This window comes from Mameliella sp. CS4, from assembly GCF_019392335.1.
In the GTDB taxonomy this organism is placed as follows: Bacteria; Pseudomonadota; Alphaproteobacteria; order Rhodobacterales; family Rhodobacteraceae; genus Antarctobacter.
Window position 1 is genome coordinate 84,078 of sequence record NZ_JAHXRQ010000002.1, and the last position, 22,347, is coordinate 106,424.

At 65.3% G+C, this 22,347-nt stretch carries 23 protein-coding genes; 15 read left to right on the forward strand and 8 right to left on the reverse strand.

The window, feature by feature from the left end; all coding sequences use genetic code 11:
* The first annotated feature begins 71 nt into the window (after positions 1 to 71).
* From KZZ07_RS27985 to KZZ07_RS03700, 4 genes are all read left to right on the forward strand, one after another.
* The gene (locus tag KZZ07_RS27985; RefSeq protein ID WP_219512346.1) at positions 72 to 1,298 is read left to right on the forward strand and encodes a methyl-accepting chemotaxis protein; all 1,227 of its coding nucleotides are present in this window, start codon (positions 72 to 74) and stop codon (positions 1,296 to 1,298) included.
* Positions 1,299 to 1,428: 130 nt separating this feature from the next.
* Positions 1,429 to 2,055, forward strand: coding sequence for a nicotinate-nucleotide adenylyltransferase (locus KZZ07_RS03690; RefSeq protein ID WP_219512347.1), 627 nt, complete (start codon positions 1,429 to 1,431; stop codon positions 2,053 to 2,055).
* 58 nt (positions 2,056 to 2,113) lie between these two features.
* Positions 2,114 to 3,628 carry a D-alanyl-D-alanine carboxypeptidase/D-alanyl-D-alanine endopeptidase gene (gene dacB / locus KZZ07_RS03695; protein WP_219512348.1) on the forward strand — a complete coding sequence of 505 codons (1,515 nt, stop codon included), beginning with the start codon at positions 2,114 to 2,116 and terminating at the stop codon, positions 3,626 to 3,628.
* Between the two features lie 87 nt (positions 3,629 to 3,715).
* Positions 3,716 to 4,018, forward strand: a complete 303-nt coding sequence (locus KZZ07_RS03700; RefSeq protein WP_219512349.1) for a DnaJ family domain-containing protein — start codon at positions 3,716 to 3,718, stop codon at positions 4,016 to 4,018.
* 109 nt (positions 4,019 to 4,127) lie between these two features.
* Here KZZ07_RS03700 and KZZ07_RS03705 read toward each other — a convergent pair whose 3' ends face one another.
* Both KZZ07_RS03705 and KZZ07_RS03710 read right to left on the reverse strand, forming a co-directional pair.
* Complete coding sequence (locus tag KZZ07_RS03705; RefSeq protein WP_219512351.1) at positions 4,128 to 4,556, reverse strand: L,D-transpeptidase; 429 nt, start codon at positions 4,554 to 4,556, stop codon at positions 4,128 to 4,130.
* A gap of 182 nt (positions 4,557 to 4,738) precedes the next feature.
* On the reverse strand, positions 4,739 to 5,161 hold the full coding sequence (locus KZZ07_RS03710) for a tellurite resistance TerB family protein (RefSeq protein ID WP_219512352.1): 423 nt from the start codon (positions 5,159 to 5,161) through the stop codon (positions 4,739 to 4,741).
* Between the two features lie 103 nt (positions 5,162 to 5,264).
* Between KZZ07_RS03710 and KZZ07_RS03715 the strand changes: the two genes are divergently transcribed.
* Both KZZ07_RS03715 and KZZ07_RS03720 read left to right on the forward strand, forming a co-directional pair.
* Complete coding sequence (locus KZZ07_RS03715; RefSeq protein ID WP_219512353.1) at positions 5,265 to 6,842, forward strand: lysine--tRNA ligase; 1,578 nt, start codon at positions 5,265 to 5,267, stop codon at positions 6,840 to 6,842.
* A 75-nt stretch (positions 6,843 to 6,917) separates the two neighbouring features.
* A complete protein-coding gene (locus KZZ07_RS03720) occupies positions 6,918 to 7,334 on the forward strand; it encodes a DUF4864 domain-containing protein (RefSeq protein ID WP_219512354.1) in 417 nt (138 codons plus the stop codon).
* 12 nt (positions 7,335 to 7,346) lie between these two features.
* On the opposite strand, the gene KZZ07_RS03725 is transcribed toward KZZ07_RS03720, so the two are convergent.
* Entirely contained in the window at positions 7,347 to 8,021 is a 675-nt protein-coding gene (locus KZZ07_RS03725; RefSeq protein WP_219512355.1) for a hypothetical protein, read from the reverse strand.
* A gap of 150 nt (positions 8,022 to 8,171) precedes the next feature.
* Between KZZ07_RS03725 and parA the strand changes: the two genes are divergently transcribed.
* Together parA and KZZ07_RS03735 are read left to right on the forward strand one after the other, a co-directional pair.
* Positions 8,172 to 8,813, forward strand: a complete 642-nt coding sequence (gene parA / locus KZZ07_RS03730) for a ParA family partition ATPase (RefSeq protein ID WP_219512356.1) — start codon at positions 8,172 to 8,174, stop codon at positions 8,811 to 8,813.
* Positions 8,814 to 8,838: 25 nt separating this feature from the next.
* Positions 8,839 to 9,681, forward strand: a complete 843-nt coding sequence (locus KZZ07_RS03735; protein WP_219512357.1) for a DUF6206 family protein — start codon at positions 8,839 to 8,841, stop codon at positions 9,679 to 9,681.
* Between the two features lie 200 nt (positions 9,682 to 9,881).
* Here the strand turns inward: KZZ07_RS03735 and fsa are convergent, their stop codons facing one another.
* Positions 9,882 to 10,535, reverse strand: coding sequence for a fructose-6-phosphate aldolase (fsa, locus tag KZZ07_RS03740; RefSeq protein ID WP_088669545.1), 654 nt, complete (start codon positions 10,533 to 10,535; stop codon positions 9,882 to 9,884).
* A gap of 55 nt (positions 10,536 to 10,590) precedes the next feature.
* Between fsa and KZZ07_RS03745 the strand changes: the two genes are divergently transcribed.
* Both KZZ07_RS03745 and KZZ07_RS03750 read left to right on the forward strand, forming a co-directional pair.
* Positions 10,591 to 12,792 carry a primosomal protein N' gene (locus KZZ07_RS03745; RefSeq protein WP_219512358.1) on the forward strand — a complete coding sequence of 734 codons (2,202 nt, stop codon included), beginning with the start codon at positions 10,591 to 10,593 and terminating at the stop codon, positions 12,790 to 12,792.
* A 105-nt stretch (positions 12,793 to 12,897) separates the two neighbouring features.
* Positions 12,898 to 13,440: an AAA family ATPase gene (locus KZZ07_RS03750; protein ID WP_219512360.1), complete on the forward strand. Its 543-nt coding sequence runs from the start codon at positions 12,898 to 12,900 to the stop codon at positions 13,438 to 13,440.
* 18 nt (positions 13,441 to 13,458) lie between these two features.
* Here the strand turns inward: KZZ07_RS03750 and KZZ07_RS03755 are convergent, their stop codons facing one another.
* Positions 13,459 to 14,904 carry a peptidoglycan-binding protein gene (locus KZZ07_RS03755; RefSeq protein WP_255564148.1) on the reverse strand — a complete coding sequence of 482 codons (1,446 nt, stop codon included), beginning with the start codon at positions 14,902 to 14,904 and terminating at the stop codon, positions 13,459 to 13,461.
* Positions 14,905 to 15,113: 209 nt separating this feature from the next.
* On the opposite strand from KZZ07_RS03755, the gene KZZ07_RS03760 reads away from it, so the two are divergent.
* The 5 genes from KZZ07_RS03760 (at position 15,114) to uvrC (ending at position 20,035) form a co-directional block, all read left to right on the forward strand.
* Entirely contained in the window at positions 15,114 to 15,911 is a 798-nt protein-coding gene (locus KZZ07_RS03760) for a S49 family peptidase (RefSeq protein WP_219512361.1), read from the forward strand.
* Positions 15,908 to 16,102 (forward strand): hypothetical protein, encoded by a 195-nt coding sequence (locus KZZ07_RS03765; protein WP_219512362.1) that lies wholly within the window; start codon positions 15,908 to 15,910, stop codon positions 16,100 to 16,102. Before KZZ07_RS03760 ends, KZZ07_RS03765 begins: the two co-directional genes overlap by 4 nt.
* Before the next feature lies 1 nt (position 16,103).
* A complete protein-coding gene (locus KZZ07_RS03770) occupies positions 16,104 to 17,051 on the forward strand; it encodes a calcium/sodium antiporter (protein WP_219512363.1) in 948 nt (315 codons plus the stop codon).
* Positions 17,052 to 17,062: 11 nt separating this feature from the next.
* On the forward strand, positions 17,063 to 17,854 hold the full coding sequence (locus tag KZZ07_RS03775; protein WP_219512364.1) for an SDR family oxidoreductase: 792 nt from the start codon (positions 17,063 to 17,065) through the stop codon (positions 17,852 to 17,854).
* A gap of 309 nt (positions 17,855 to 18,163) precedes the next feature.
* A complete protein-coding gene (uvrC, locus tag KZZ07_RS03780; protein ID WP_219512365.1) occupies positions 18,164 to 20,035 on the forward strand; it encodes an excinuclease ABC subunit UvrC in 1,872 nt (623 codons plus the stop codon).
* Between the two features lie 197 nt (positions 20,036 to 20,232).
* On the opposite strand, the gene KZZ07_RS03785 is transcribed toward uvrC, so the two are convergent.
* The 3 genes from KZZ07_RS03785 to KZZ07_RS03795 are packed head-to-tail and all read right to left on the reverse strand — an operon-like array spanning position 20,233 to position 22,327.
* Positions 20,233 to 20,664 (reverse strand): acyl-CoA thioesterase, encoded by a 432-nt coding sequence (locus KZZ07_RS03785; protein ID WP_219512366.1) that lies wholly within the window; start codon positions 20,662 to 20,664, stop codon positions 20,233 to 20,235.
* On the reverse strand, positions 20,661 to 21,416 hold the full coding sequence (locus KZZ07_RS03790; protein ID WP_219512760.1) for a TIGR02186 family protein: 756 nt from the start codon (positions 21,414 to 21,416) through the stop codon (positions 20,661 to 20,663). Before KZZ07_RS03790 ends, KZZ07_RS03785 begins: the two co-directional genes overlap by 4 nt.
* The gene (locus tag KZZ07_RS03795; protein ID WP_219512368.1) at positions 21,413 to 22,327 is read right to left on the reverse strand and encodes a sulfite exporter TauE/SafE family protein; all 915 of its coding nucleotides are present in this window, start codon (positions 22,325 to 22,327) and stop codon (positions 21,413 to 21,415) included. The genes KZZ07_RS03790 and KZZ07_RS03795 overlap by 4 nt, the downstream gene beginning before the upstream one ends.
* Between the last annotated feature and the right edge of the window lie 20 nt (positions 22,328 to 22,347).

Below are 22,347 nucleotides of genomic sequence, written 5' to 3' on the forward strand. Positions count from 1 at the left end.
TAAACCGATCTAAAGATTTCCCGGTCATCTAGGAGGTCGTGCCCACGGGCCGGGGACCGGGAAAGGCAAGGATGATGCGGAACGCGCCGGAGCAGGGACAGGCTTGGCTTGGCCTAAGATGGTGGCTGCCGGGACTCTTGGCCCTGGCGTCGTCTTTGGTGGCGCTGGCCGTGGGCGTTCTTGGCGACGGTGCAGCTGGTCGGATGCTGATGGCCGGGGCTGGTCTACAGGCGGGCTTTGCCTGGATTGCGGCGGCGCGGCTTGCCCGGCGCCTGCGCGCGCTGGAGGCGGCGGTGGTCTCATCGCTGGCAGGGGGCAAGACGGCGGTGCCGGATCGCGCCGCAGGTGATGAGATCGGCGGTTTGGCGCGGGCCGTGGGTGTTCTGCATGTGGCCCTGAGCGAGGCCCGAGAGGAGGCTGCGGCAAAGCCGGCGGTCGACCTTGGGTCTTTGGAAGCGGCTCTGGACCGGGTGGCGCGGGGCGATCCCGCGATGCCGGCAGGATGTCCGCCAGGCATCGTTCGGGCGCTGGAGGTCCTAGAGGCAAGGCGCGCGACAGAGGCGGATGGACAAAGGCGGGCACAAGAACAGGCGGATCGACAGCTTCGCGAGATGATCGAAGACTTGCGGCAGGCGCAGGCAGGTGGGCGCGACGGCGTCGAGGCGATTGTGCACCTTCGGACGGAGGCCGATGAGCTGTTGCAGGGAATGCAGGGCGTCTTGGGCGCGGCGCGGGACATGGCCGGATCCGTGGGTGCGATGCGGGGGGTTGCAGAGCGGGACCCGGGATTGCCTGGCCGGGCGCTGGAGCAGATGGCGCGGATCGTGAGTGCGACCGACGAGATCGGACAGGTGGCCGAGGTGATGGAGGACGTTGCCTTTCAGACCAACCTGCTGGCGTTGAACGCGGGTATCGTGGCAGCGCGGGCCGGGACGGCGGGGCGTGGCTTTGCTGTCGTGGCCGACGAGATGCACGGGCTTGCCGTCCAATCTGCACAAAGCGCGCAGCGGGTCCGGGGATTGATCTCGACCTCGCAGGAACGCGGTATCGAGGGGGTGCGTCTGGTGAGCGGGCTGGGCAAGCTGATCGACAGCGTTCAACAAGAAATTGCAGGGGGATCGGTCCGCGCAGAGCAGGCGGTGCCGGACATCGAGGCACATGCCGGTCGCCTGGCCGAGCTTGGAGCGGATCTTGCACGACTTGAGCAGCAGATGCGCAAGAGCTTTGACGAGCTGCCCGGGGGCCTGTCGGGACGTGTTTGTCCGCAGGTCCGCGGCATGGCCCGGCGGGTCGGGTAAGGCCCCTGCACGAAAGGGTTTCTTGCACAAACCGGCCTGAGCGCGTATCCGGTTTCCCGGTGCGCGCAGGCGGATCTTTGCGGGAGGATGCGGCGTGCCGCAGTCGGGGATACAGGGTCAGGGCCTTTTCATGGCCGGCGCGGGTGCGCTGGACGGGCGGGCGCTGCCGCGCGGAGCGCGGATCGGCCTGCTGGGCGGGTCTTTCGATCCGCCGCACGCCGGGCACCTGCACCTGTCGCGCGAGGCGCTCAAGCGGTTCGATCTGGATCGCGTCGTCTGGCTGGTGAGCCCGGGCAACCCGCTGAAGCCCAATCCCCCCGCGCCATTGGCAGACAGGATGGCGGCGGCCCGGGCGATGACCGACCATCCGCGCATCACCGTCAGCGATTTCGAGGCCCGCGCGGGCACGCGCTATACCGCCGAAACCCTGGCGCGGCTGCGATACCTGTTCCCGAGGGTGCAGTTCACCTGGTTGATGGGCGCCGACAATCTGGCGCAGTTCCACCGCTGGGACAACTGGCAGGGTATCCTGCAGAGCGTGCCGGTGGGGGTGCTGGCGCGGCCCGGCCTGCGCACGGCGGCGCGCAGCTCTCCGGCGGCGCGCATTTATCGCGCGGCACAAATGCCGGCGCAGGCCTCGCACCGGCTGGCCGGCGCGCGCGCCCCGGCCTGGTGTTTCGTGAACATGCCGATGACCGACCTCAGCTCGACCGCGATCCGCGCGGCGGGCCACTGGGCAACAGGCCCGAAATCGTGAAGGGCGTGACTCCAGTTGCCGGTTGCCCGACGGGGCGGGATTCGCTTAGATCGGCCTCATGACGCATGGCATTTCCAGACGTGCCTTCCTGGGGGGAGTGGCGGGTGCGGCGCTAGGCGGGGCGGCATTGCCCGGCTGGGCGCGGGCGCCCGAAACCTCCTTGCGCCCGGTTGCACGGTCCGACGATTTCCGAAAACGCATCCAGCCGCCCGCAGAGGCGCTGATCGAACGCGCGGCGCTGGACGGCGATGTCAGCTTTGCTGTCGCCCGCCTGCACAGCGGCGAGGTGCTGGAGACGCATTCCCCCGACGTGAGCCTGCCCCCGGCCAGCGTGGCCAAGGCGCTGACCGCCGGTTACGCGCTGGACGTGCTGGGGCCCGGGCATCATTTTGTCACCCGCGTGATCGCCACCGGTCCCGTCAAGGACGGGGTGGTGCACGGCGACCTTGTGCTGGCGGGCGGCGGCGATCCGACGCTGGACACCGACGCCCTGGCCGGGCTGGCCGCCGGGGTCAGCGCCGCCGGGGTCACTGGACTGACCGGCGGGCTGAAGGTCTGGGGCGGGGCGCTGCCCTCGCTCATCGGCATCGACGCCAGCCAGCCGGATCATGTCGGCTATAACCCGTCGGTGTCCGGGCTGAACCTGAACTACAACCGCGTGCATTTCGAATGGCGCAAGGCGGGCAGCGACTACACGGTGACGATGCAGGCGCGCTCTGCCGCGCATCGGCCGGACGTGCGCGTCGCCCGGATGGACCTGATCGACCGCAGCCTGCCGGTCTACACCTATGAAGACCGCTCTGGCCGCGACAACTGGACGGTGGCGCGCGGCGCACTGGGCGATGGCGGTGCGCGCTGGCTGCCTATCAAGAAGCCCGAGGCCTACGCGGGCGAGGTGTTCCAGACGCTGTTGGCGGCGCAGGGAATCAAGACCGGCAAGCCGGAAATCGCCGCAGGTTTGCCCGGGGGCGATGAACTGGCCCGCCACGAAAGCCAGCCCTTGCGGGTGATCCTGCGCGACATGCTGAAATGGTCGACCAACCTGACCGCCGAGGTGGTGGGCCTGTCGGCAACGGTGGCGCGCAGCGGGGCCGTGCCCGCCTCTCTCAAGGCGTCTGCGGCGGAAATGAACACCTGGGCGCAGGAAAAGCTGGGCGTTCCCGGTCTGGCGTTGATCGATCACTCGGGCCTGGGCGACCAGAGCCGGGTCAGCGCGATGCAGATGATGGGATGCCTGCGCGGGTTACGCATGAAGATGGGCATCAAGCCGCTGCTCAAGGATATGCCGCTTCGCGATTCCCGTTACCAGGTGATCGAGAATGCGCCGCTGAAGGTGCGCGCCAAGACGGGCACGCTGAATTTCGTCAGCGGGCTGGCCGGGTTCGTCGATCTGCCCGACGGCACCGAGCTTGTCTTTGCGATCTTTGCCGCCGACATGCCGCGCCGGGACGCGCTGACCAAGGCGCAGCGCGAACGCCCCGAGGGCGGGCGCAGCTGGAACAGCCGGGCCAAGATCTTGCAGCAGGGGCTGATCGGACGCTGGGGTGTGCTGTACGAAAGCGACCCGGTCTGAGCGCGCGCCTTGCGCCGGGCGGGCCGGCTGCATACCTGAAGTCCGGCAGGGACCATCGGCGGAATTGCGGAAGGGGACGCTATGGACATGTTCGAATCGTTCATCGACCAGGCCTTTCGACGGGCGCAGGAAAACGGGGATCTTGACGATCTGCCGGGCACCGGGAAACCCATCAAGCCGAGCAGCCTGACCGCCGACCCCTTTGCGCATACATTTGCAGAGAGCGGGGCCATGACGCCGTTTGGCATGATGCAAGAGCGTATTGACATTGCGCGCAAACGGCTTGCTCAGGCGACCGACCCGGAAGAGCGGCGCGTCCTCCAGTCCGAGATCTCTGCCCTGGAAACCCGCAAGGCGATCGAGATGGAGACCTGGAAGCGATATAGCTGACCGCGCGCACCGGGATGCCACAGCCTGCGGGGACCAACGAACAAGGGCCCCGCGATGCAGGGCCCTTTTCATGTTTGTGGTCCGGGCCGGTGGCAGCCGGCCGGACGGCTCAGTTGTCGATCACGACCTTCATGTTCTTCTTGCCGACTTGGCGGGTCAGCTCGAACAGGACGGCGGCATGTTCCGGGTGCAGGCGCACGCAGCCGGCCGAGGCGGGGCGGCCCAGGCGGCTGATCTGGTCGGTGCCGTGGATCGCGTAGTCACCGTTGAAGAAGATCGCGAACGGCATCGGCGCGTTGTTGTAGATGCTCGACCGGTGATACTTGGACAGCCAGTAGGCATTCCATTGGCCACGCGGCGTGTGTTTCCCGGCCCGCGCGGTCGACACCGGCCAGCGGTATTCAACCTTGCCGTTGTAGATCACCGTCATGGTCTGGGTCGACACGTCGACCTTGGCCACCAGCGGGGCAGCGGCGGCCATGAGCGGTGAAAAACACAGAAGTGCCGCGGCCAGCGCGGCGGCAAAAAATCGTTTCATTTGTCCCTCCAGGTACAAGCTTGGCAGCTTCGGCGAAAAAATGCCTAGAGGGACGTTACTACGCGGTTACCCGCCGGTCAGTCAGGTATACCCGACCCGGCCCGGTAGAGGGAGTAGAGCGGCAAAAGCTATGGGATTTTTGCAACAAACCAGCCCGGGATTCGGGTGGATTCAAGTCAAATTCACAGGGTCAGGTGCCGCGCCCGGGCGCCACGCTCGATCGCGGCTGCATGCAGGCGGTCGAGGTTGAGTTCGTAGCGAATCTCTTCGAGCAGACGCAGTTCCGCTTCCTGCAGCGTGCCATCGGCGGCGGCGACGTCGCAGGCCAGCGCGTAGGCGGTTTCGAACAGCCGTTCCGGCAGGTTGTCGCGGATCAGGCCGAAAAGCGCGTCCAGCCCGTCTTCCTGTTCGAAGAGTTCAAAAACCAGCGTCGACATGGCGCGCACCCGGTCGCTGTCATAGCCCGAAAAGACCGGCAGCATCTTTACCGAGGCGTCGATCTTGACCAGTTCGACCGTCCGCACCCTCTCGTCCGAGACGGAAACGGCGATCATCAGGGCCACAAGGCAGTCCTGCGGGCTGAGCGGCTGAGTGGCGTCGGACATGCGGGGGGCCTCGATCTGTAATGGGGTCGCCGCGCAATTTATTGACGCGGGGGCGGGGGGGCAATAGAGAAGCGCCCGCAACACCCCCCAAGGAGACCGAGAAATGTCCGATCTGCGCGACGCGGCGATGAGCGCCAAGGCCTGGCCCTTCGAAGAGGCGCGCCGGATCCTGAAACGGTATGAAAAGGCACCGCCCGAAAAGGGTTACGTGCTGTTCGAGACGGGTTACGGCCCCTCGGGCCTGCCGCATATCGGCACCTTTGGCGAGGTCGCGCGGACGACGATGATCCGCCGCGCCTTCGAGGTGATCTCGGACATTCCGACGCGGCTGATCTGTTTTTCCGACGACATGGACGGAATGCGCAAGGTGCCGGGCAACGTGCCCAACCAGGAGCGCCTGCGCGAAGACCTGCAACGCCCGCTGACCAGCGTCTATGACCCGTTCGGGACGCACGAAAGCTTTGGTCACCACAACAATGCCATGCTGCGGCGGTTCCTCGACACCTTCGGGTTCGAGTATGAGTTCATCAGCGCGACAGAGTTCTACAAGTCCGGCCAGTTCGACGAGATCCTTCTGCGCGCTGCGGAAAAATACGATGACCTCATGGCCATCATGCTGAAATCGCTGCGGGACGAACGGCGCGAGACCTATTCGATCTTCCTGCCGATCCACCCCGAGACCGGGCGCGTTCTTTATGTGCCGATGAAAAACGTCGATGCCGCCAAGGGAGAGATCACCTTTGACGACGAGGACGGCAAGGAATGGACGCTGCCGGTCACGGGCGGCAACGTCAAACTCCAGTGGAAGCCGGATTTCGGGGCCCGCTGGGCCGCGCTGGGCGTCGATTTCGAGATGTACGGCAAGGACCACAGCACCAACACGCCGATCTATGACGGCATCTGCCGGACGCTGGGCGTGCGCCCGCCCGAGCATTTCACATACGAGCTGTTCCTGGACGACAAGGGCCAGAAGATCTCGAAGAGTTCGGGCAACGGTATCTCGATCGACGACTGGCTGAAATACGCCAGCACCGAGTCCCTGTCCTATTTCATGTTCCAGAAGCCCAAGACGGCCAAGCGGTTGTTCTTCGACGTGATCCCCAAGGCGATGGATGAGTACCACCAGCAGTTGCGGGCCTACCCCGGGCAGGACCTCAAGGCGCAGGTCAACAATCCTGTCTTCCACATTCACAACGGCGATGTGCCCGAGTCGAAGATGGTGGTGCCCTTCTCGATGCTGCTCAACCTCGCCTCGGCCGCCGGGGCCGAGGACAAGGCCGCGATGTGGGGCTTTATCCGCCGCTATGCGCCCGACGCGACGCCCGACACCCACCCGGACCTCGACGCGGCGGCGGGTTTCGCGGTCAAATACTACGAGGATTTCGTCAAGCCGACCAAGGTCTTCCGCGCCCCGGACGCCAAGGAGCGCGCGGCGATGGAGGACTTGGCGGCACAGCTCAGGGCGCATGACGGCGCGACCGATGACGAGACGCTGCAAAGCCTCGTTTTCGCTGTCGGCAAGGCGCATGAGTTCGAGAACCTGCGCGACTGGTTCAAGGCGCTTTACGAGGTGCTGCTGGGTCAGTCGCAGGGGCCGCGCTTTGGCGGTTTCATCGCGCTCTACGGCGTCGATGAAACCGTGGCGCTGATCGAAAAGGGCCTGGCGGGCGAGCTGGGGTGATCCGCCCCGCACGGCTGAAACTTTGACCGTTTCTCCTCGTGTCTTACCTATGGGAAAGCCACGAGGAGAATTGAGATGCGCAACTTTTTGATGGGGCTGGCCGTCGCGGTCAGTTTGGCGGGGGCAGCCCCGGCTCAGGATGCCCTTGCACCCAATCCGGCAATCCAGAGCACGATCCAGGGCCAGATCGACGCCTTCCTGCAGGATGATTTCGGCGCTGCTTTCGAATTTGCCAGCCCGGGCATTCGCAACACCTTTCGCACCCCGCAGAATTTCGGCGCAATGGTGCAAAAGGGCTATCCGATGGTCTGGCGGCCCAGCGATGTCGCGTTCGGGCCGCTGCGCGAATTGGACGGCGCCCTGTGGCAGCAGGTCCTGATCCGGGACGACGCCGGCCAGAGCTATGTGGTCGAGTACCGGATGCAGAAGGTCGATGGCGACTGGCGCATATCAGGCGTGCGGGTTGTGCCAGCGCCGGGGGTGTCCGCCTGATCCGGTCCGCGCTCAGAACTCTGTCCAGAGCCCCATCTTCAGCCCCATCGAGGTGTCCCCTGTCAGCCCCCAGGTGACACCTGTTTCCAGCTTGACCGGCCCCCTCAACGGGACGACCAGCGAGGGCGCGACCCGTGCGAAAGGATCGTAGCCATCCGGTTGGCCGGTCTGGATCTGCAGGATCAGCTTGCGGTCCCTGGGCAGGTTGCGGCCCCAGGTGACATCCATCTTGAGATCGGTTCTGCCACTGTCGACATAGGCCTCTGCCACGCTGTCGATGGACAGCCAGCCGTTCTTCAGCCCCCAGCCGACAGACACTCCCGGACGCAAGACCTTTTGCCCGGCGATCGTGCCCAGACCGAACTGTGCCGTCACCTGTGCGCCTGTTTCGGCCTGCCGGAGCGGCCATTGCAGGAAAAGCACCGATTTCCCGCTGCCGCCGACCGAATGGCCGATGTCAAAGCCCAGCGTCAGCCGATCGGTCAGGCCGTATTCGAAGAACAGTGTCGAATAGTCCTGCGTCGGGTCCAGCGAGGTCCAGCTGCTCATGTCCTGCGGCCAGCCCAGCCGCACGGCGATACTGCCGAAACCGCTGCCCTGCTTGCGCGGCCAGGCACCTGCCCCGGCAGGCGGGGCGGCAAGACAGGCGGCCAGGATGGCGGCCAGAAAGATGGCTGCAGGACGCATGGCGGGACTCTTGGCAGCGGTGGGCCGTTAACCAACCCTTCCAAACCGTAAGGATGCAATGGTTAACGGAAGGTGAAGCAATTGACGCAGGGGGCTGGATTCCCCGATGCCGCAGGTGCACAGTCACTGGCAGGTTTCTCGGGGGGTGGAATGGCTGGATATGTGATCACAGTGGCGCAGCAGAAGGGCGGCAGCGGCAAGACCACGCTGGCGGCGCATCTTGCGCTGGCCTTTCACGCGCAGGGCAAGCGGGTCGCCGTGGTCGATCTGGACCCGCAGGGCAGCCTGGGCCGCTGGTTCATGACCCGGGTCGAGACCCAGCCCGAGGCCTGCGAGGGGCTGGACTTCGCCACCTCCTCTGCCTGGGGCATCTCTTACGAAGTGCGCAAACTGTCCGCCTCCAATGACATCGTCATCATCGACACGCCACCCAAGGCGGACAGTGACCTGCGCCCGGCGCTGCGGGTGGCCGACCTGGTGGTGGTGCCGGTCGCGGTCAGCCACGTCGACCTCTGGGCCACCGAGGGCGTGCTGGATCTTGCCGCGCGGGAAAACTGCGCGACGCTCCTTGTGATGAACCGGACACGGGTCGGCACCCGGCTGAACGCCGAGGTGGCCGAGGCCGCAACCCGGCTGGGCGCCGATGTGGCCCGGGCCTCGCTGGGCAACCGCGTGGGCTATGCCGAGGCGCTGGGCCAGGGGCGCGGGGCGCATGAAGGGCCCAAGACCCCGGCGCGGGCCGAGATCGAGGCGCTTGCGCAAGAGGTGGCGGAACGGCTCGGGACGGGGTAAGGGGGCGCGCACAGGAGGCCCCTTGATGACCGATCTCGACGAACTCTCCCGCCTGATCCGGGCCGACGCCCAGTCCCGGGGCCAGACGATTTCCCGACTTGGCTATTTCTGCGCACCGTTCCGGCCGGACAGTGGGCCGCTGTCTGACCGGGTGATCAAGGTCTACCGGGGCATGGGGGACGTTGCGGCCCTGGACCGGCTGCACCGCTGTCACGACGACTACGTCGACGCGCTGCTGGCGGGCGGCGTGCCGATGCCGGCGACAGAGTTCCACTTCGTCGAGCTGGAGGGCGCGCGCGTTCCGGTGATCGTGCAGGAAGCTCTGCCCGTCGATAGCCTGATGCGGCCACGCATGCAGAAGGAAACGCTGGCCTCGACGCTGGAGATGATGGAGGCGGCGGGTCAGGTCATCGCGCGCTTCTGGCTCTGGGCGCGGGAACAGGAGGGGCGGATCGGCTTTCACCCCTCGATCCGCAATTTCGCGGTGATCGACGGCGCAGCTGTGTTTTTCGACACCTTCCCGCCGCTGATCCACTATTCGCGGGCCGAGATGGGCCGCATGCTGCTGACCTTCTCGGACAAGCGGCTGATGCGGATCATCGGCCCGCTGATACAGAAACGGGTCACGGGGATCCAGGACGAATGGTATTCGCCGCCCGAAACGCTCGTCGCTCTGGTGGGGTCCGCTTGCCGGTTGCGTCCCGACGATTCGGGTGCCTACCTGGACTGGGGGCGGGAATTCGCGGGGCGCGAAATGGCGCCCTGGGCCGAGGAGGCGCTGGCCGGGCTCCGCGAACCGCCGAAGCTGCCAGGCTATTGGACGGGGTTCCGCAAGCTGTTGGGCTTGCAGGGAGAGCCCAACGTCTGACCGGGCGACGGGGTAAACCCCGCCCTACGCGAAGTCCCATCACAGGATGGCCTTCCCGGAGATGCGCGGTCGCAAGGCGCTGTCATGAGTATTTTTCGAGAGAAGAAACCGCAAGAGCGCGCGCCAGGCTTCTTCTCTCGGAAAATATCTCCGGGGGTGTGGGGGCAGGGCCCCCACTCCTGTCCGTATCGAGTGACCAATCAGACGATCTTGATGCCCGCGCTTTCGGCGTCTTTCAGGAACTGTGCCAGTCCCTTGTCGGTCAGCACGTGCTCGGCCATCTTCTTGATCACGCCCGGAGGTGCGGTGGCCACGTCGGCGCCGATCTTGGCCGCCTCGGACATGTGATTGGCCGAGCGGATCGAGGCGGCGAGGATCTGGGTTTCGAACCCGTAGTTGTCATAAATCTCGCGGATATCGGCGATCAGATCCATCCCGTCGAGGTTCAGGTCGTCCAGCCGCCCGATGAAGGGAGAGATGAAGGTGGCGCCAGCCTTGGCCGCCAGCAGGGCCTGGTTGGCCGAGAAACAGAGTGTAACGTTGACCATGCGGCCCTCGTCACTCAGCACCTTGCAGGCCTTGAGGCCATCCCAGGTCAGCGGCACTTTCACCGCGATGTTCTCGGCGATCTCGGCCAGCTTGCGGCCTTCGGCGATCATGGCGTCGGCCTCGGTCGCGACCACTTCGGCGGAGACGGGGCCCGAGACCATGTCGCAGATTTCCTTGGTGACTTCGAGAATGTCACGGCCCGATTTCATGATCAGCGAGGGGTTGGTGGTGACCCCGTCCACCATCCCGAGGTCGTTCAACTCGGCGATGGCGTCGATCTCGGCGGTGTCGACAAAGAATTTCATGGCGCGCGCTCCTTGATGGCTTGGCCTTTCCTGTCCCGCGATTTACCCCTTTTGCATGCCGATCACTACCCCGGAATTCTTTGACGCTGGCACGCTTGTGGGTGTGCTGACCACGCAACCCCTGGACCGGGTGCTGGATTACCGTGCGCCCGAGGGTGGGTGTTGGCGGGGGGCCTTTGTCGAGGTGCCGCTGGGACCTCGCAAGGTGCTGGGGGTGGTCTGGGGGCCGGGGCGGGGGGATTTCGACGCGTCGAAGATCCGGGCCGTGAACCGGGTGCTGGACGTGGCGCCGATGCGCGACGAGTTGCGCGCCTTCATCGAAAAGGCCGCCGCCTATACACTGACGCCCTTGCCGGCGATGCTGCGACTGGCGACGCGGGCGCCCGGGCTGGGCGATCCGCCGTCCATGCGCAAGGTCTATCGCCTGGGCGAGGGCGAGCCTCCGCGCATGACCGAGGCGCGGACCCGGGTGATCGACGCGGCGCGCGAGATGGGGGGGCTGGCGCTGACGCTCAAGGAACTGTCCGAGGCGGCGGGGGTCAGCTCTTCGGTCGTCAAGGGGCTGGTCAAGAGCGGCGCCATTTGGGAAGAAGACACGCCGCGCGACACGGCCTTTCCGAGGCTCGACCCGGGCTATGGCGGCAAGGAGCTGACCGAGGATCAGGCCGCTGCTGCAGAGGTGCTGCGCGAGGGGCAACGGTCGGGGCGCTACGAGACGGTCCTGCTGAAAGGCGTGACAGGCTCGGGCAAGACTGAGGTTTACCTGGAGGCGGTCGCGGAGGCCTTGCGCGCAGGGCGGCAGGCGCTGGTGCTTTTGCCCGAGATCGCGCTGTCGGCGGAGTTCCTGACCCGGGTCGAGGCGCGGTTCGGCGCGCGCCCTGCCGAGTGGCATTCCGGCGTCACCATGACAGAGCGGCGGCGGGTCTGGCGCATGGTGGCAGAGGGCGGCTGCCAGGTGGTCGTGGGCGCGCGGTCGGCCCTGTTCCTGCCGTTCCAGAACCTTGGGTTGATCGTCGTCGATGAAGAGCACGACACCTCGTACAAGCAGGAGGACGGGGTCCTCTACAATGCCCGCGACATGGCGGTGCTGCGCGCCTCGATCCTGGGCTGCCAGGTGGTCCTGGCCTCGGCGACGCCGTCGCTGGAAAGCTGGGCCAATGCGGATGCGGGCAAGTACAAGCGGCTGGTGCTGACCTCACGCTTTGGCCCCGCCGTCCTGCCAGAGATGAAGGCGCTGGACATGCGGGCCGAAAAGCTGCCCGCCGGGCGCTGGATTTCCGGCACGCTGCGACGGTCGGTCAACATGCGGCTGGAAAAGGGAGAGCAGGCGCTTTTGTTCATCAACCGGCGCGGCTATGCGCCGGTCACGTTGTGCCGGGCCTGTGGCGAGCAGATCGGCTGTCCGCATTGCGATGCCCGCATGGTCGAGCATCGGTTCCTGAAACGGCTGGTCTGTCACCAGTGCGGCGAGAGTATGTCCGTCCCCGAGGTCTGCCCCTCTTGCGAGGTGGAGGGCAAGCTGGCCGCCGTGGGGCCGGGGGTGGAGCGGCTGGCAGAGGAGGCGGCGGGACTGTTCCCCGAGGCGCGGATCGCGGTTCTGTCTTCGGACCTGTTTGGGACGGCGCGCGAGCTGAAGGCGCAGGTGGCGGCGATTGCCGAGGGGGGGGCTGACATCATCATCGGCACGCAACTGGTGGCGAAGGGGCACAACTTCCCGCTGTTGACGCTCGTTGGCGTGATCGACGCGGATCTTGGGCTGCAGGGGTCGGATCTGCGCGCCGCCGAGCGGACCTTTCAGTTGATGCGGCAGGTGGCGGGGCGTGCGGGCCGGGCGGAAAAGCCGGGGGTGGCGCTGTTGCAGACCTACCAGCCCGAACACCCGGTGATCCGGGCGATCTTGGCGGGCGACGAAGAAGCATTCTGGTCGGCCGAGGCAGATGAACGACGGCTGGCAGGCATGCCGCCCTTTGGTCGTCTGGCGGGGATCATCCTGTCGGGCGGGGACATGGCCAAGGTCTTTGACCTGGGCAATTTCCTGGCCCGCAACGACAGGGTGTTGCGACAGGTGGGGGCCGAGGTCTGGGGGCCGGCGCCTGCGCCTATCGCGCGGGTCAAGGGGCGGCACCGGGTGCGGCTTCTGGTCAAGGCGCCCAAGGGCGTTGCCTTGCAGGGAGCGCTGGCGGATTGGGCCGCGCAGGTGCGCCTGACGGGGGATATGCGGATGGCCATCGACATCGACCCGCAGAGTTTCTTCTGACGGGACGGGGGTGACGCTTGTCCCGGCCTGTGGCCGGAACCTCGCCCCACCCACCGTCCCTTTGGCGTTGCGCCCGGGGAGGTCGGATCAATCGGAGAACGTGAAATGAGGGACGGAACCGGGAACCGTCATGTCATCCTGTCGGGCTGTTCTGGTGGCGGGAAATCGACCTTGCTGGCCGAGTTGAGGCGGCGGGGGTTCGCGACTGTCGAGGAACCGGGGCGGCGGATCGTGGCAGAAGAGATGCGGGGCGAGGGCCGGGCGCTGCCCTGGGTCGATCTGGCGGCCTTTGCGCGCCGGGCGATCGACCTTGCGCATCGTGACCGGGACGCTGTGGCGCAGGCGCCGGGCTGGGTCTTTTTCGACCGTGGCCTTGTCGATGCGACGATTGCGCTGGAGCATGCCATTGGCAAACCGGCGTCTTGCAGCCTGAGCGGAACGGCGCGGTTTCACAGGCAGGTCTTTCTTGTCCCGCCCTGGCCGGAAATCTACAGGCAGGACGGCGAACGCCAACAGGACCTTGCGGCAGGTGTCGAAGAATACAACCGCTTGTGCGACGCGCTTCCCCGGCTCGGCTATGCGCCGGTCATCCTGCCCAGGACCGACGTGGAGACGCGGGCGGATATCGTCCTTGGGTGCTTGCGGTAATCTGTTTCCATAGCGGTGCTATCGCCATTCCATGCGGCAGTTCACCAGCAGGCCAAGCGCGCCGCGCTGGCAGACCTTGACCCGCCGTTTCCTGGGCCTGGCCTGCTCCTCGGCCAGCCAGGCGTCGTAGAGATCGCGGCTGTCCTCGATCAGTCGGGTGCGCTGGCTTGCGTTCAGGTGGCCGGACGCGGGAAAGCCCCGTGCCTGTTGCCAGTCCCGGATGGCCCTGCGCGAGTTCGGACCCAGATCGCCATCGACACCACCGGTATCGAAGCCGGCCAGCGTCAGGCGGCGCTGGATCTCTTGCCGGGCGGCACGATCCAGGTTCAGGCGGGCCTCGTCCGCCTCTGTCGCAAGAGGGGCGATCAATGCAGCGGGCGGGGCGGTCGGGGGCGTGACCTCGGCACGGGACGCGTCCGGCGCAGGCATGGGACGGGCAGCTGCCAGGGCCTCGAAGAACTGTCCATCGCTCATGTCGGGGCGTTCGGGAATGTCCCTGATCGGCATGTCGGGGGGAAAGAAGAAGTAGCGGTAGAGGGGCGAGTTCGATAGCACGCCCACGTCAAGGAATTCCACCTTGCCCAAATGGCTGCGTTGCGCGGCATTGTTTTCCTGGATCAGGCGGCACTTGTACATCGCTTCGACGTGAAAGAAGTCTCGCGTCGTGATCCTGAGTTCGCCGGCCTCCCAGTTCGCGCTTTCGATCAAGTCGAGGGTCGGCCCCGTTGTGCGGTTGAACATGGCCATGACACCGGCATTCGGGGAACCATTGGTACAGGCATTCAGGACGGCGTGGTGACGATCGGTTGTCGGGAAGCCGACGGGGAACACCTCGATGTTCCAGGTCGCGGCCTCCTGCACGGTCCTGACATAATGCATGTCTTCGGGCGGGGTGCCGAGAATGGTCAGGAACAGCGCCTGGGGAAAAATCGACTGGCCCATACCTCTCATCCTGGCCAGGCGTTCGACGCTCTGTATTGCAACGCGGTATGCGTCTTTCACCGCATCTTCGGTATATTCCCCCCGTGGCACGACAAGGCCGGGGGCGTGAAACCCCAATATACCACGCGGGTGCAGGCGGCGTTCGGGCAGGATAATGTCCTCGAAGGTGCGAAACGTGCCGTACATGAAGGTAAGTGCACAGGCGCTTTCGCAGGTCCGGTCCGGCCCAACGGCGGTTCGGATGCCGATACTACCGATCACATTGCCCAGTTCGATGCCCTCAAGGTAGCTGCCGCCGTTGCTGTCGAGACAGAGTGTCCGGATACCGTCGGTGCTGCCACTACCTGCAAACGCGGGTTCCCACCCGTTTTGCTCGGCAAAGCTGCGCAGCTTTTCCGCATCGCCGTCCCGGATCTCTCCGGTCAGCGTGGCGTCGCATTGCATGATGGCATCACCGCCCAGGGTGATGGTGGCAGGCAAGGCCGAGGCTGGCAGGAACAGTGCCGCCAGGGCAAAGACCAAGGCAAGGCCCCCTCGGCAGCGGTGTCGCGTTTCATCAAGCATCGTAGGGCAGTCTTGTGACCGCCGGGCGGCTTGGCAAGAAAAACCTCGGAGGTGATTGCCCAGCCCGTTGGCAACACCGCGTGGCGCCAGAGGTAAATGCACCACAACGCGGCGTCTTTTCGGCGCCTGCCTTGTTTGTCCCCGGCCCGCTCTCTACATGCCACGCCATGAGACGTTGGGTTCCCTTCATGAAATCCGTTCCGCGGGTCGCGGTCGTGCGCCTGCAGGGCGCCATCGGCGTGCCCGGACGGTCGAGCATCTCTGATCGCTCGGTGGCGCCGCTGCTGGAAAAGGCATTCAAGTCGAAACCCGATGCGGTGGCGCTGGAAATCAATTCGCCCGGCGGCTCGCCGGTGCAAAGTTCGCTGATTGGCGCCCGCATTCGCAGGCTGGCCGAGGAACACGAGGTGCCCGTGCTGGCCTTTGTCGAGGATGTGGCGGCCTCTGGCGGCTATTGGATCGCAAGCGCGGCGGATGAAATCTGGTCCGATCCCAGCTCGATCCTGGGGTCCATCGGGGTGATCTCGGCGGGCTTTGGCCTTCCGGTTTTCCTGCAACGGCAGGGGATCGAACGGCGGGTGCATACGGCGGGCAAATCCAAGAGCATGATGGACCCGTTCCAGCCCGAAAAAGAAGAGGACGTGGCCCGGCTGAACCGCCTGCTGGAGCAATTGCACGAGACCTTTATCGGCCATGTGAAGACCCGGCGGGGCGACAAGCTGACCGAAAACCCGGATCTTTACACCGGCGAGGTCTGGATCGGCCAGGCGGCGGTGGACGAGGGGCTGGCCGATGGCATCGGCCACCTTGTTCCGCTGATGAAGGACCGTTTCGGCGACAAGACCCGGTTCAAGCGCTACGAGGCGCGCAAACCCCTGTTGCCGCGCCTGGGCGCGCAGGCAGTTCAGGGTGCACTGGGGGAAATCGAGGAACGCGCGGACTACGCGCGGTTTGGTCTGTCTTGATCGTCAAGATCGTCGCCCTTTTCCTGGTGTTCATCGCCGTGCTGGGATTCTTCGGAAAGCTGCGGATTCCCGGTGCCAAACAGCTGGGCCAGTTGCGCGACCGCGCCCGCCTGAACGCCACCAAATGCCCGAAATGCGGTCGCTACCGTATCGGCCAGGGACCTTGCGACTGTCGCAAGGGGGGCAGCTGAGATGGTCTACCTCTACGCGGTTCTTGGGCTGCTGATCCTGCTTCTGGCGGGGGACGCGCTGGTCAAGGGGGCGGTGAACCTCTCCTTGCGGGTTGGTATTCCGGCCCTTGTCGTCAGCCTGACCATCGTCGCCTTCGGCACCTCGGCGCCGGAACTCCTGATCTCGATCAAGGCGGCGCTGGAGAATGCGCCGGGCATCGCCTTGGGCAACGTGGTGGGATCGAATACCGCCAACGTGCTGCTTGTCTTGGGCGTGCCGGGGCTGATCACGGTCATGCACACCAGCCAGTGCGACACGCGCAGCAGTTACCTACAGATGATAGGCGGCACGCTGGTCTTCATCGCGCTGGGTTTTCGCGGGGTCTTTGACTGGACCGCCGGGCTGATCCTGCTGACGCTGCTGATCCTGATCCTGGGCAGCCAGTTGCGCACCGCGCTGCGACACCGCGCCGAAGGTCAGGCCGACGAAGAGCTGGAAGAACCGGAAGGTGCCGACCCCGACATGCCCTGGTGGCGGATCGGGCTGTACCTGGCGCTGGGCCTGATCGGCCTGCCCCTGGGCGCCGACCTGCTGGTTGACAGCGCAGAGGAGATCGCCCGCATGTTCGGCGTTCCGGATGCGGTGATCGGGCTGACTCTGGTGGCGCTTGGCACTTCCTTGCCGGAACTGGCGACGACGGTCATGGCCGCGATCCGCCAACAGGCCGACGTCGCCATCGGCAACGTGATCGGGTCCAACCTGTTCAACCTGCTGGCCATCATCGGGGTTGCCTCGCTCATCGCTCCGATCCAGGTCGGGCCGGGCTTCCTGCAGTTCGATTTCTGGGTGATGCTGGGGGCCTCCTTGTTGCTCTTGCCCTTCGTCTTTTTCGGGCGCGACCTGGGGCGGATCTGGGGCATCGTCTTGTCGGCGCTTTATCTGGGCTATGTCACAGTCGTATTGCTGTGACGGAGAACCACATGGGTGACGTAACGGGGCGCGCGCTGGTGACGGGCGCGGGCCGAAGGCTGGGCCGGGCCATGGCCGAGACACTGGCAGACCAGGGCTACGCCGTGGCGGTTCACTACGCGGGGTCAAAGGCTGCGGCACAGGAGGTCGTGGCCGGGATCGAGGCACGCGGAGGGCAGGCCGTGGCCCTGCAGGCGGACCTGCTGGACGAGGCTCAGGCGCAGGCGTTGCTGCCGCGCGCGGCAGAGGCGCTGGGCGGCCCGGTGACGGTGCTGGTGAACAACGCCTCTGTCTTTGAATATGACGATATCGACAGCGCCACGCGGCAAAGCTGGGACCGCCATTTCGAAAGCAACCTGCGGGCGCCCTTCGTTCTGATCCAGGCATTGGCCGCCCAGGTGCCCGATCCGGCGCGGGACGCGCGCGAAGAGCCGGTGGCGCAGGGGCTGGTGGTCAATATGATCGACCAGCGGGTGCGCAAGCTGACGCCCGAATTCATGAGCTACACCCTGGCGAAATCCGCCCTCTGGACGCTGACGCAGACCGCGGCGCAGGCGCTGGCGCCGCGCGTGCGGGTCAACGGGATTGGCCCCGGTCCGACCCTGCAGGGCGGTCGGCAGGACGCCGGGGCCTTTGCCCGCCAGAGGGCGTCGACGGTGTTGGAGCGTGGCGCCGACCCCGACGACATCACCGCCGCGCTGACCTTTCTTTTAGGGGCGAAAACCGTCACCGGGCAGCTGATTTGCGTTGATGGGGGCCAACACCTGGGGTGGCAGACTCCCGACGTCGTCGGTGTCGAATAAGGGGATGCGCCCCAGAGTTGTGCACGGGTCACAAAGTCTTAACAAAAGCGTTACGAAAAGGTTATTGGTCTCAATGACTTGCAACGTGATAGCTTTTTTATGATTTAATATCAGCTGCTTATATTATCGCCTAAAAATTGGGCAGGTCGGCGAAGTGGGCCGTAAACAAGGAAAAAATCGACCTACCCGGATTTTGCCCGCAGAGTTATCCACATATTCGGTGGATGCTTAAGTGCTTGAAACGGCCATCGTTGCATTGCAGCACAGGCAAGGAATCGCGCATTTTGAGTTTGGGCAGGAATACCGCCATTGAGTGAGCAAAACGGGGAGCAAGGCCGCGTGCCAAAGGGCCACGAGATCATCCACGGATACCTCAAGACTCTGGACTCTTCGCCCGGGGTCTATCGCATGCTGGATGACCAGAGCCGGGTGCTTTACGTCGGCAAGGCGCGCAACCTCAAGGCCCGGGTGTCGAGCTACGCCCGACCCACGGGGCACTCGCGGCGCATCGCCCGGATGATCTCGGAAACCGCGTCGATGATGTTCCTCACGACCCGGACAGAGACCGAAGCGCTGTTGCTGGAACAGAACCTGATCAAGCAGCTCAAGCCCAAGTTCAACGTGCTGCTGCGGGACGACAAGTCCTTCCCGAACATCCTGGTGACCGACCACGCCTTTCCGATGATCAAGAAGCACCGGGGTGCCAAGAAGGAAAAGGGCGCCTACTATGGTCCCTTCGCCAGCGCGGGCGCGGTGAACCGGGTGCTGAACCAGCTGCAAAAGGCGTTCCTGCTGCGCAACTGCACGGACAGTATGTTCGAGACACGCACCCGGCCCTGCCTGCAGTACCAGATCAAGCGCTGTACCGCGCCCTGTGTCGGCAAGATCTCGGAAGAGGACTATGCCCGCAGTGTGAAGGATGCACAGCGCTATCTCTCGGGCAAGTCGACCGAGGTGCAGGAGCGGCTCAAGACCCAGATGGCCGAGGCCTCGGAGGCGATGGAGTTCGAGCGCGCCGCCGCCCTGCGCGACCGCATTCGCGCGCTGACACAAGTCCAGACCGCACAGGGGATCAACCCGCAGACCACCGCCGAGGCGGATGTGATCGCGCTGTACCTGGAAAACGGCCAGGCCTGCGTGCAGGTGTTTTTCATCCGGGCCAACCAGAACTGGGGCAACCGCGATTTCTATCCCCGCGTGGGCGAGGACGTGGGCGCCGCCGAGGTCATGGAGGCCTTCCTGGGCCAGTTCTATGACCAGAAGGAACCGGCGCGGCAGATCCTGCTGTCACATGGCATCGAGGACGAGGACCTGATGCGCGAGGCGCTGACTGACAAGCTTGGCCGCAAGGTCGAGATCGCGGTGCCGCAACGGGGCGAGAAGGCGGAGCTGGTAGAGGGCGCCCTGCGCAACGCCAAGGAGAGCCTGGGCCGCAAGATGGCCGAGACCGCGACGCAGGCGAAGCTCTTGCGCGGGCTGGCCGAGGCCTTTGAGCTCGGCGCACCGCCGCAGCGGGTGGAGGTCTATGACAACAGCCATATCCAGGGCACCAACGCCGTGGGCGCGATGATCGTCGCCGGGCCGGACGGCTACATGAAGAACCAGTACCGCAAGTTCAACATCAAGGGGGACGACCTCGTGCCCGGCGATGACTTCGGCATGATGAAGGAGGTTCTGAAGCGGCGCCTGTCCCGGTTGCAGAAAGAGGATCCGGACCGCACCAAAGGGCTGTGGCCGGACCTGATGCTGATCGATGGCGGCGCCGGTCAGATCAGTGCGGTGGCCGAGATAATGGCCGAGCAGGGCGTGGACGACCTGCCCTTTGTCGGGGTGGCCAAGGGGATCGACCGCGATGCCGGCAAGGAGGAGTTCCACCGCCCCGGCCAGCGCCCCTTTGCCCTGCGCCACAACGATCCGGTGCTCTATTTCGTGCAGCGCCTCCGAGACGAGGCGCACCGATTTGCGATCGGCACGCACCGGGCGAAACGAGCGAAATCGCAGATGGCCAACCCGCTGGACGAAGTGCCGGGCGTCGGCGCCGCACGCAAGCGCGCGCTCCTGGCGCATTTCGGCTCTGCCAAGGCTGTCAGCCGCGCCAACCTGGCCGATCTGAAGGCGGTGGAGGGGGTGAGCGGGGCGCTGGCCGAAAGGATCTACGCCTATTTCAACGAAAAGGCCTAATCCAATTGGCACGCCTGCGGCGTGACAGGTTCAGCTTGCGTGACCGCAAGCCACTGAGGGGCGCTGCCCCTCTGCGCTGCGCGCATTCACCCCGGAGGTATTTGTCGCCCAAAGAAGCCAAGAGCGCGTGCACTGTGTTTCTTTGGGCCAAAAATACCTCCGGGGGGTTCGGGGGGCTGGCCCCCCGTCCGGCGCTCTCAGCCTCGGAGGGTATTGAATGAGGCGCGAATCGTGTCGGGGATGGGCGTCGGGCGGCCGTCATCGCCGGTCAGCACCTGGGTGAAGAAGCCTTCGGCGCTGGCCGTGTCTTCGTCGTTGCGAAACAGGCCGACCTCGAACCGGACCGAGGAGGTGCCGAGGTGGCCGATGCGCAGCCCGGCGTGGATGAGATCGGGAAAGCCGGTTTCGGAATGGTATCGGCAGCCGGTTTCGACCGTCAGCAGGCGCAGTGCCTCGGGGCCGCGGATGTTGATGCCATTGTCCATCTGCCAGAGGCTGATGCCGGTGTCGAAGAAAGAGAGGTAGGTGGCGTTGTTCATGTGGCCGTATTCGTCGTTGTCCATCCAGCGGGTGGGCAGCGTGCGGAAGGCCAGGTAATCGGCGCGGGTGCCGGGGGGCGTGCGTGTCATTGCGACCTCAGGATGCGAAAGGCGGTGGAGGCGCCCCAGCCCGCCGCGATGGCGATGAAGAGCGACATCAACCCGTAGACGAAGGGCTGTTGCCGGGACAGGGCGTAGAGCCAGCGTTCCAGCCCGACCTTGCGCACCTCGATTTCCGTTTCGTAGGTGCTGATGACGTTGCCGCCTCGGGTCAGGAAGATGCGCGTCGGATAGGTGCCCTCGGTCAGGTTGGCGGGCATTGAGATGGCGGTGTCGAAGAGTGTCTGTTCCCGCACCGTCACCGTATCTTCCAGCAGTTGGTAGGTGCCTTCGCGGGTGCGGATGCGGATCACCGCCTCGGTAAAGCTCTGCGCGTCGGGCACGTCCATCGGCGCGCCGACGGAGCGGATGGCTCGAGGAATCGAGATCTTGTGGCGGAGGTCCTCGGTTTTTGAGATCACCTGGCCCCAGGGGGCCGAGGTGGCAATGGCGTAGAAGCTGGGGGCGGCGTCGACCTCGACCGAGTGGGCATTGACCCAGATCCCGAACCGCCGTGCCTGGCGCCAGACCGTGACCGGCTGATGTGGGCCGGCCACGGTGACGATGACCTGCAGCGGGTCTGCCTCGATCGGAGTTTCGCGCTTGATTGCTCCGAAGATCAGGATGTCGGACCCGTCGAAATCGGTGGAGATCTGGACGATCTCCTTGCTGAGGCCCAGTACCACTTCTTCTGCCCGGGCGGGCAGGGCGAAAACCAGCAGGAGCAGCAGAAGGCGCATCAGTGGCTCCCCGCTGCGGAAAGGACGTAGAATTCGGACGGGGTCAGCAGAAGGTCGAGGGCGAGCTTGCCACAGACCAGCAGCACCAGCCCGGCCAGCAGGATGCGCAGCTGTTCCGCCTTGAGCCGCATGCCGATGGCGGTGCCGGCCTGTGCGCCGAGCACCCCGCCGACCAGCAGGACCACCGCCAGAACCACGTCTACCGTGTAGTTGGTGGTGGCATGCATCACGGTGGTAAAGCCGGTGACGAAAATGATCTGGAACAGCGAGGTGCCGATGACAACCTTGGTGGGCATGTTGAGCAGGTAGATCATGGCGGGCACCATGATGAACCCGCCGCCCACGCCCATGATCGCCGCCAGCACGCCGACGGCGAGGCCCACCAGCAACGGCGGGATCACCGAGATATAAAGCCCCGATGTGCGGAACCGCATCTTGAAGGGCAGCGCGTGCACCCAGTTGTGTTTCTTGCGTTTCGGTGGGGCTCCCCGTCGCGATTTGCGCAGGGCGTTGAGGCTTTCGATGAACATCAATGCGCCGATGATGCCCAGGAAGACGACGTAACAGAGGTTGATCAGCAGATCGACCTGGCCCAGCGATTTCAGGTAGTTGAAGAGCACCACCCCCAGTGCCGCGCCGATCAGCCCGCCTATGAGCAGCACCGTCCCCATTCGCAGGTCGACGGTCTTTCGTTTCAGGTGGGCCATCAGGCCAGAGACCGAGGAGGCGACGATCTGGTTGGCGCCGGTGGCCACGGCCACGGCGGGCGGCACACCGATGAAAAACAGCAGCGGCGTCATCAGAAAGCCGCCGCCGACGCCGAACATGCCCGACAGGATGCCCACCAGCCCGCCAAGGCCGAAAAGGACGAAGACGTTGACCGAAACCTCGGCAATGGGGAGGTAGACCTGCATGAGCAAAGCTAGTCCCATGT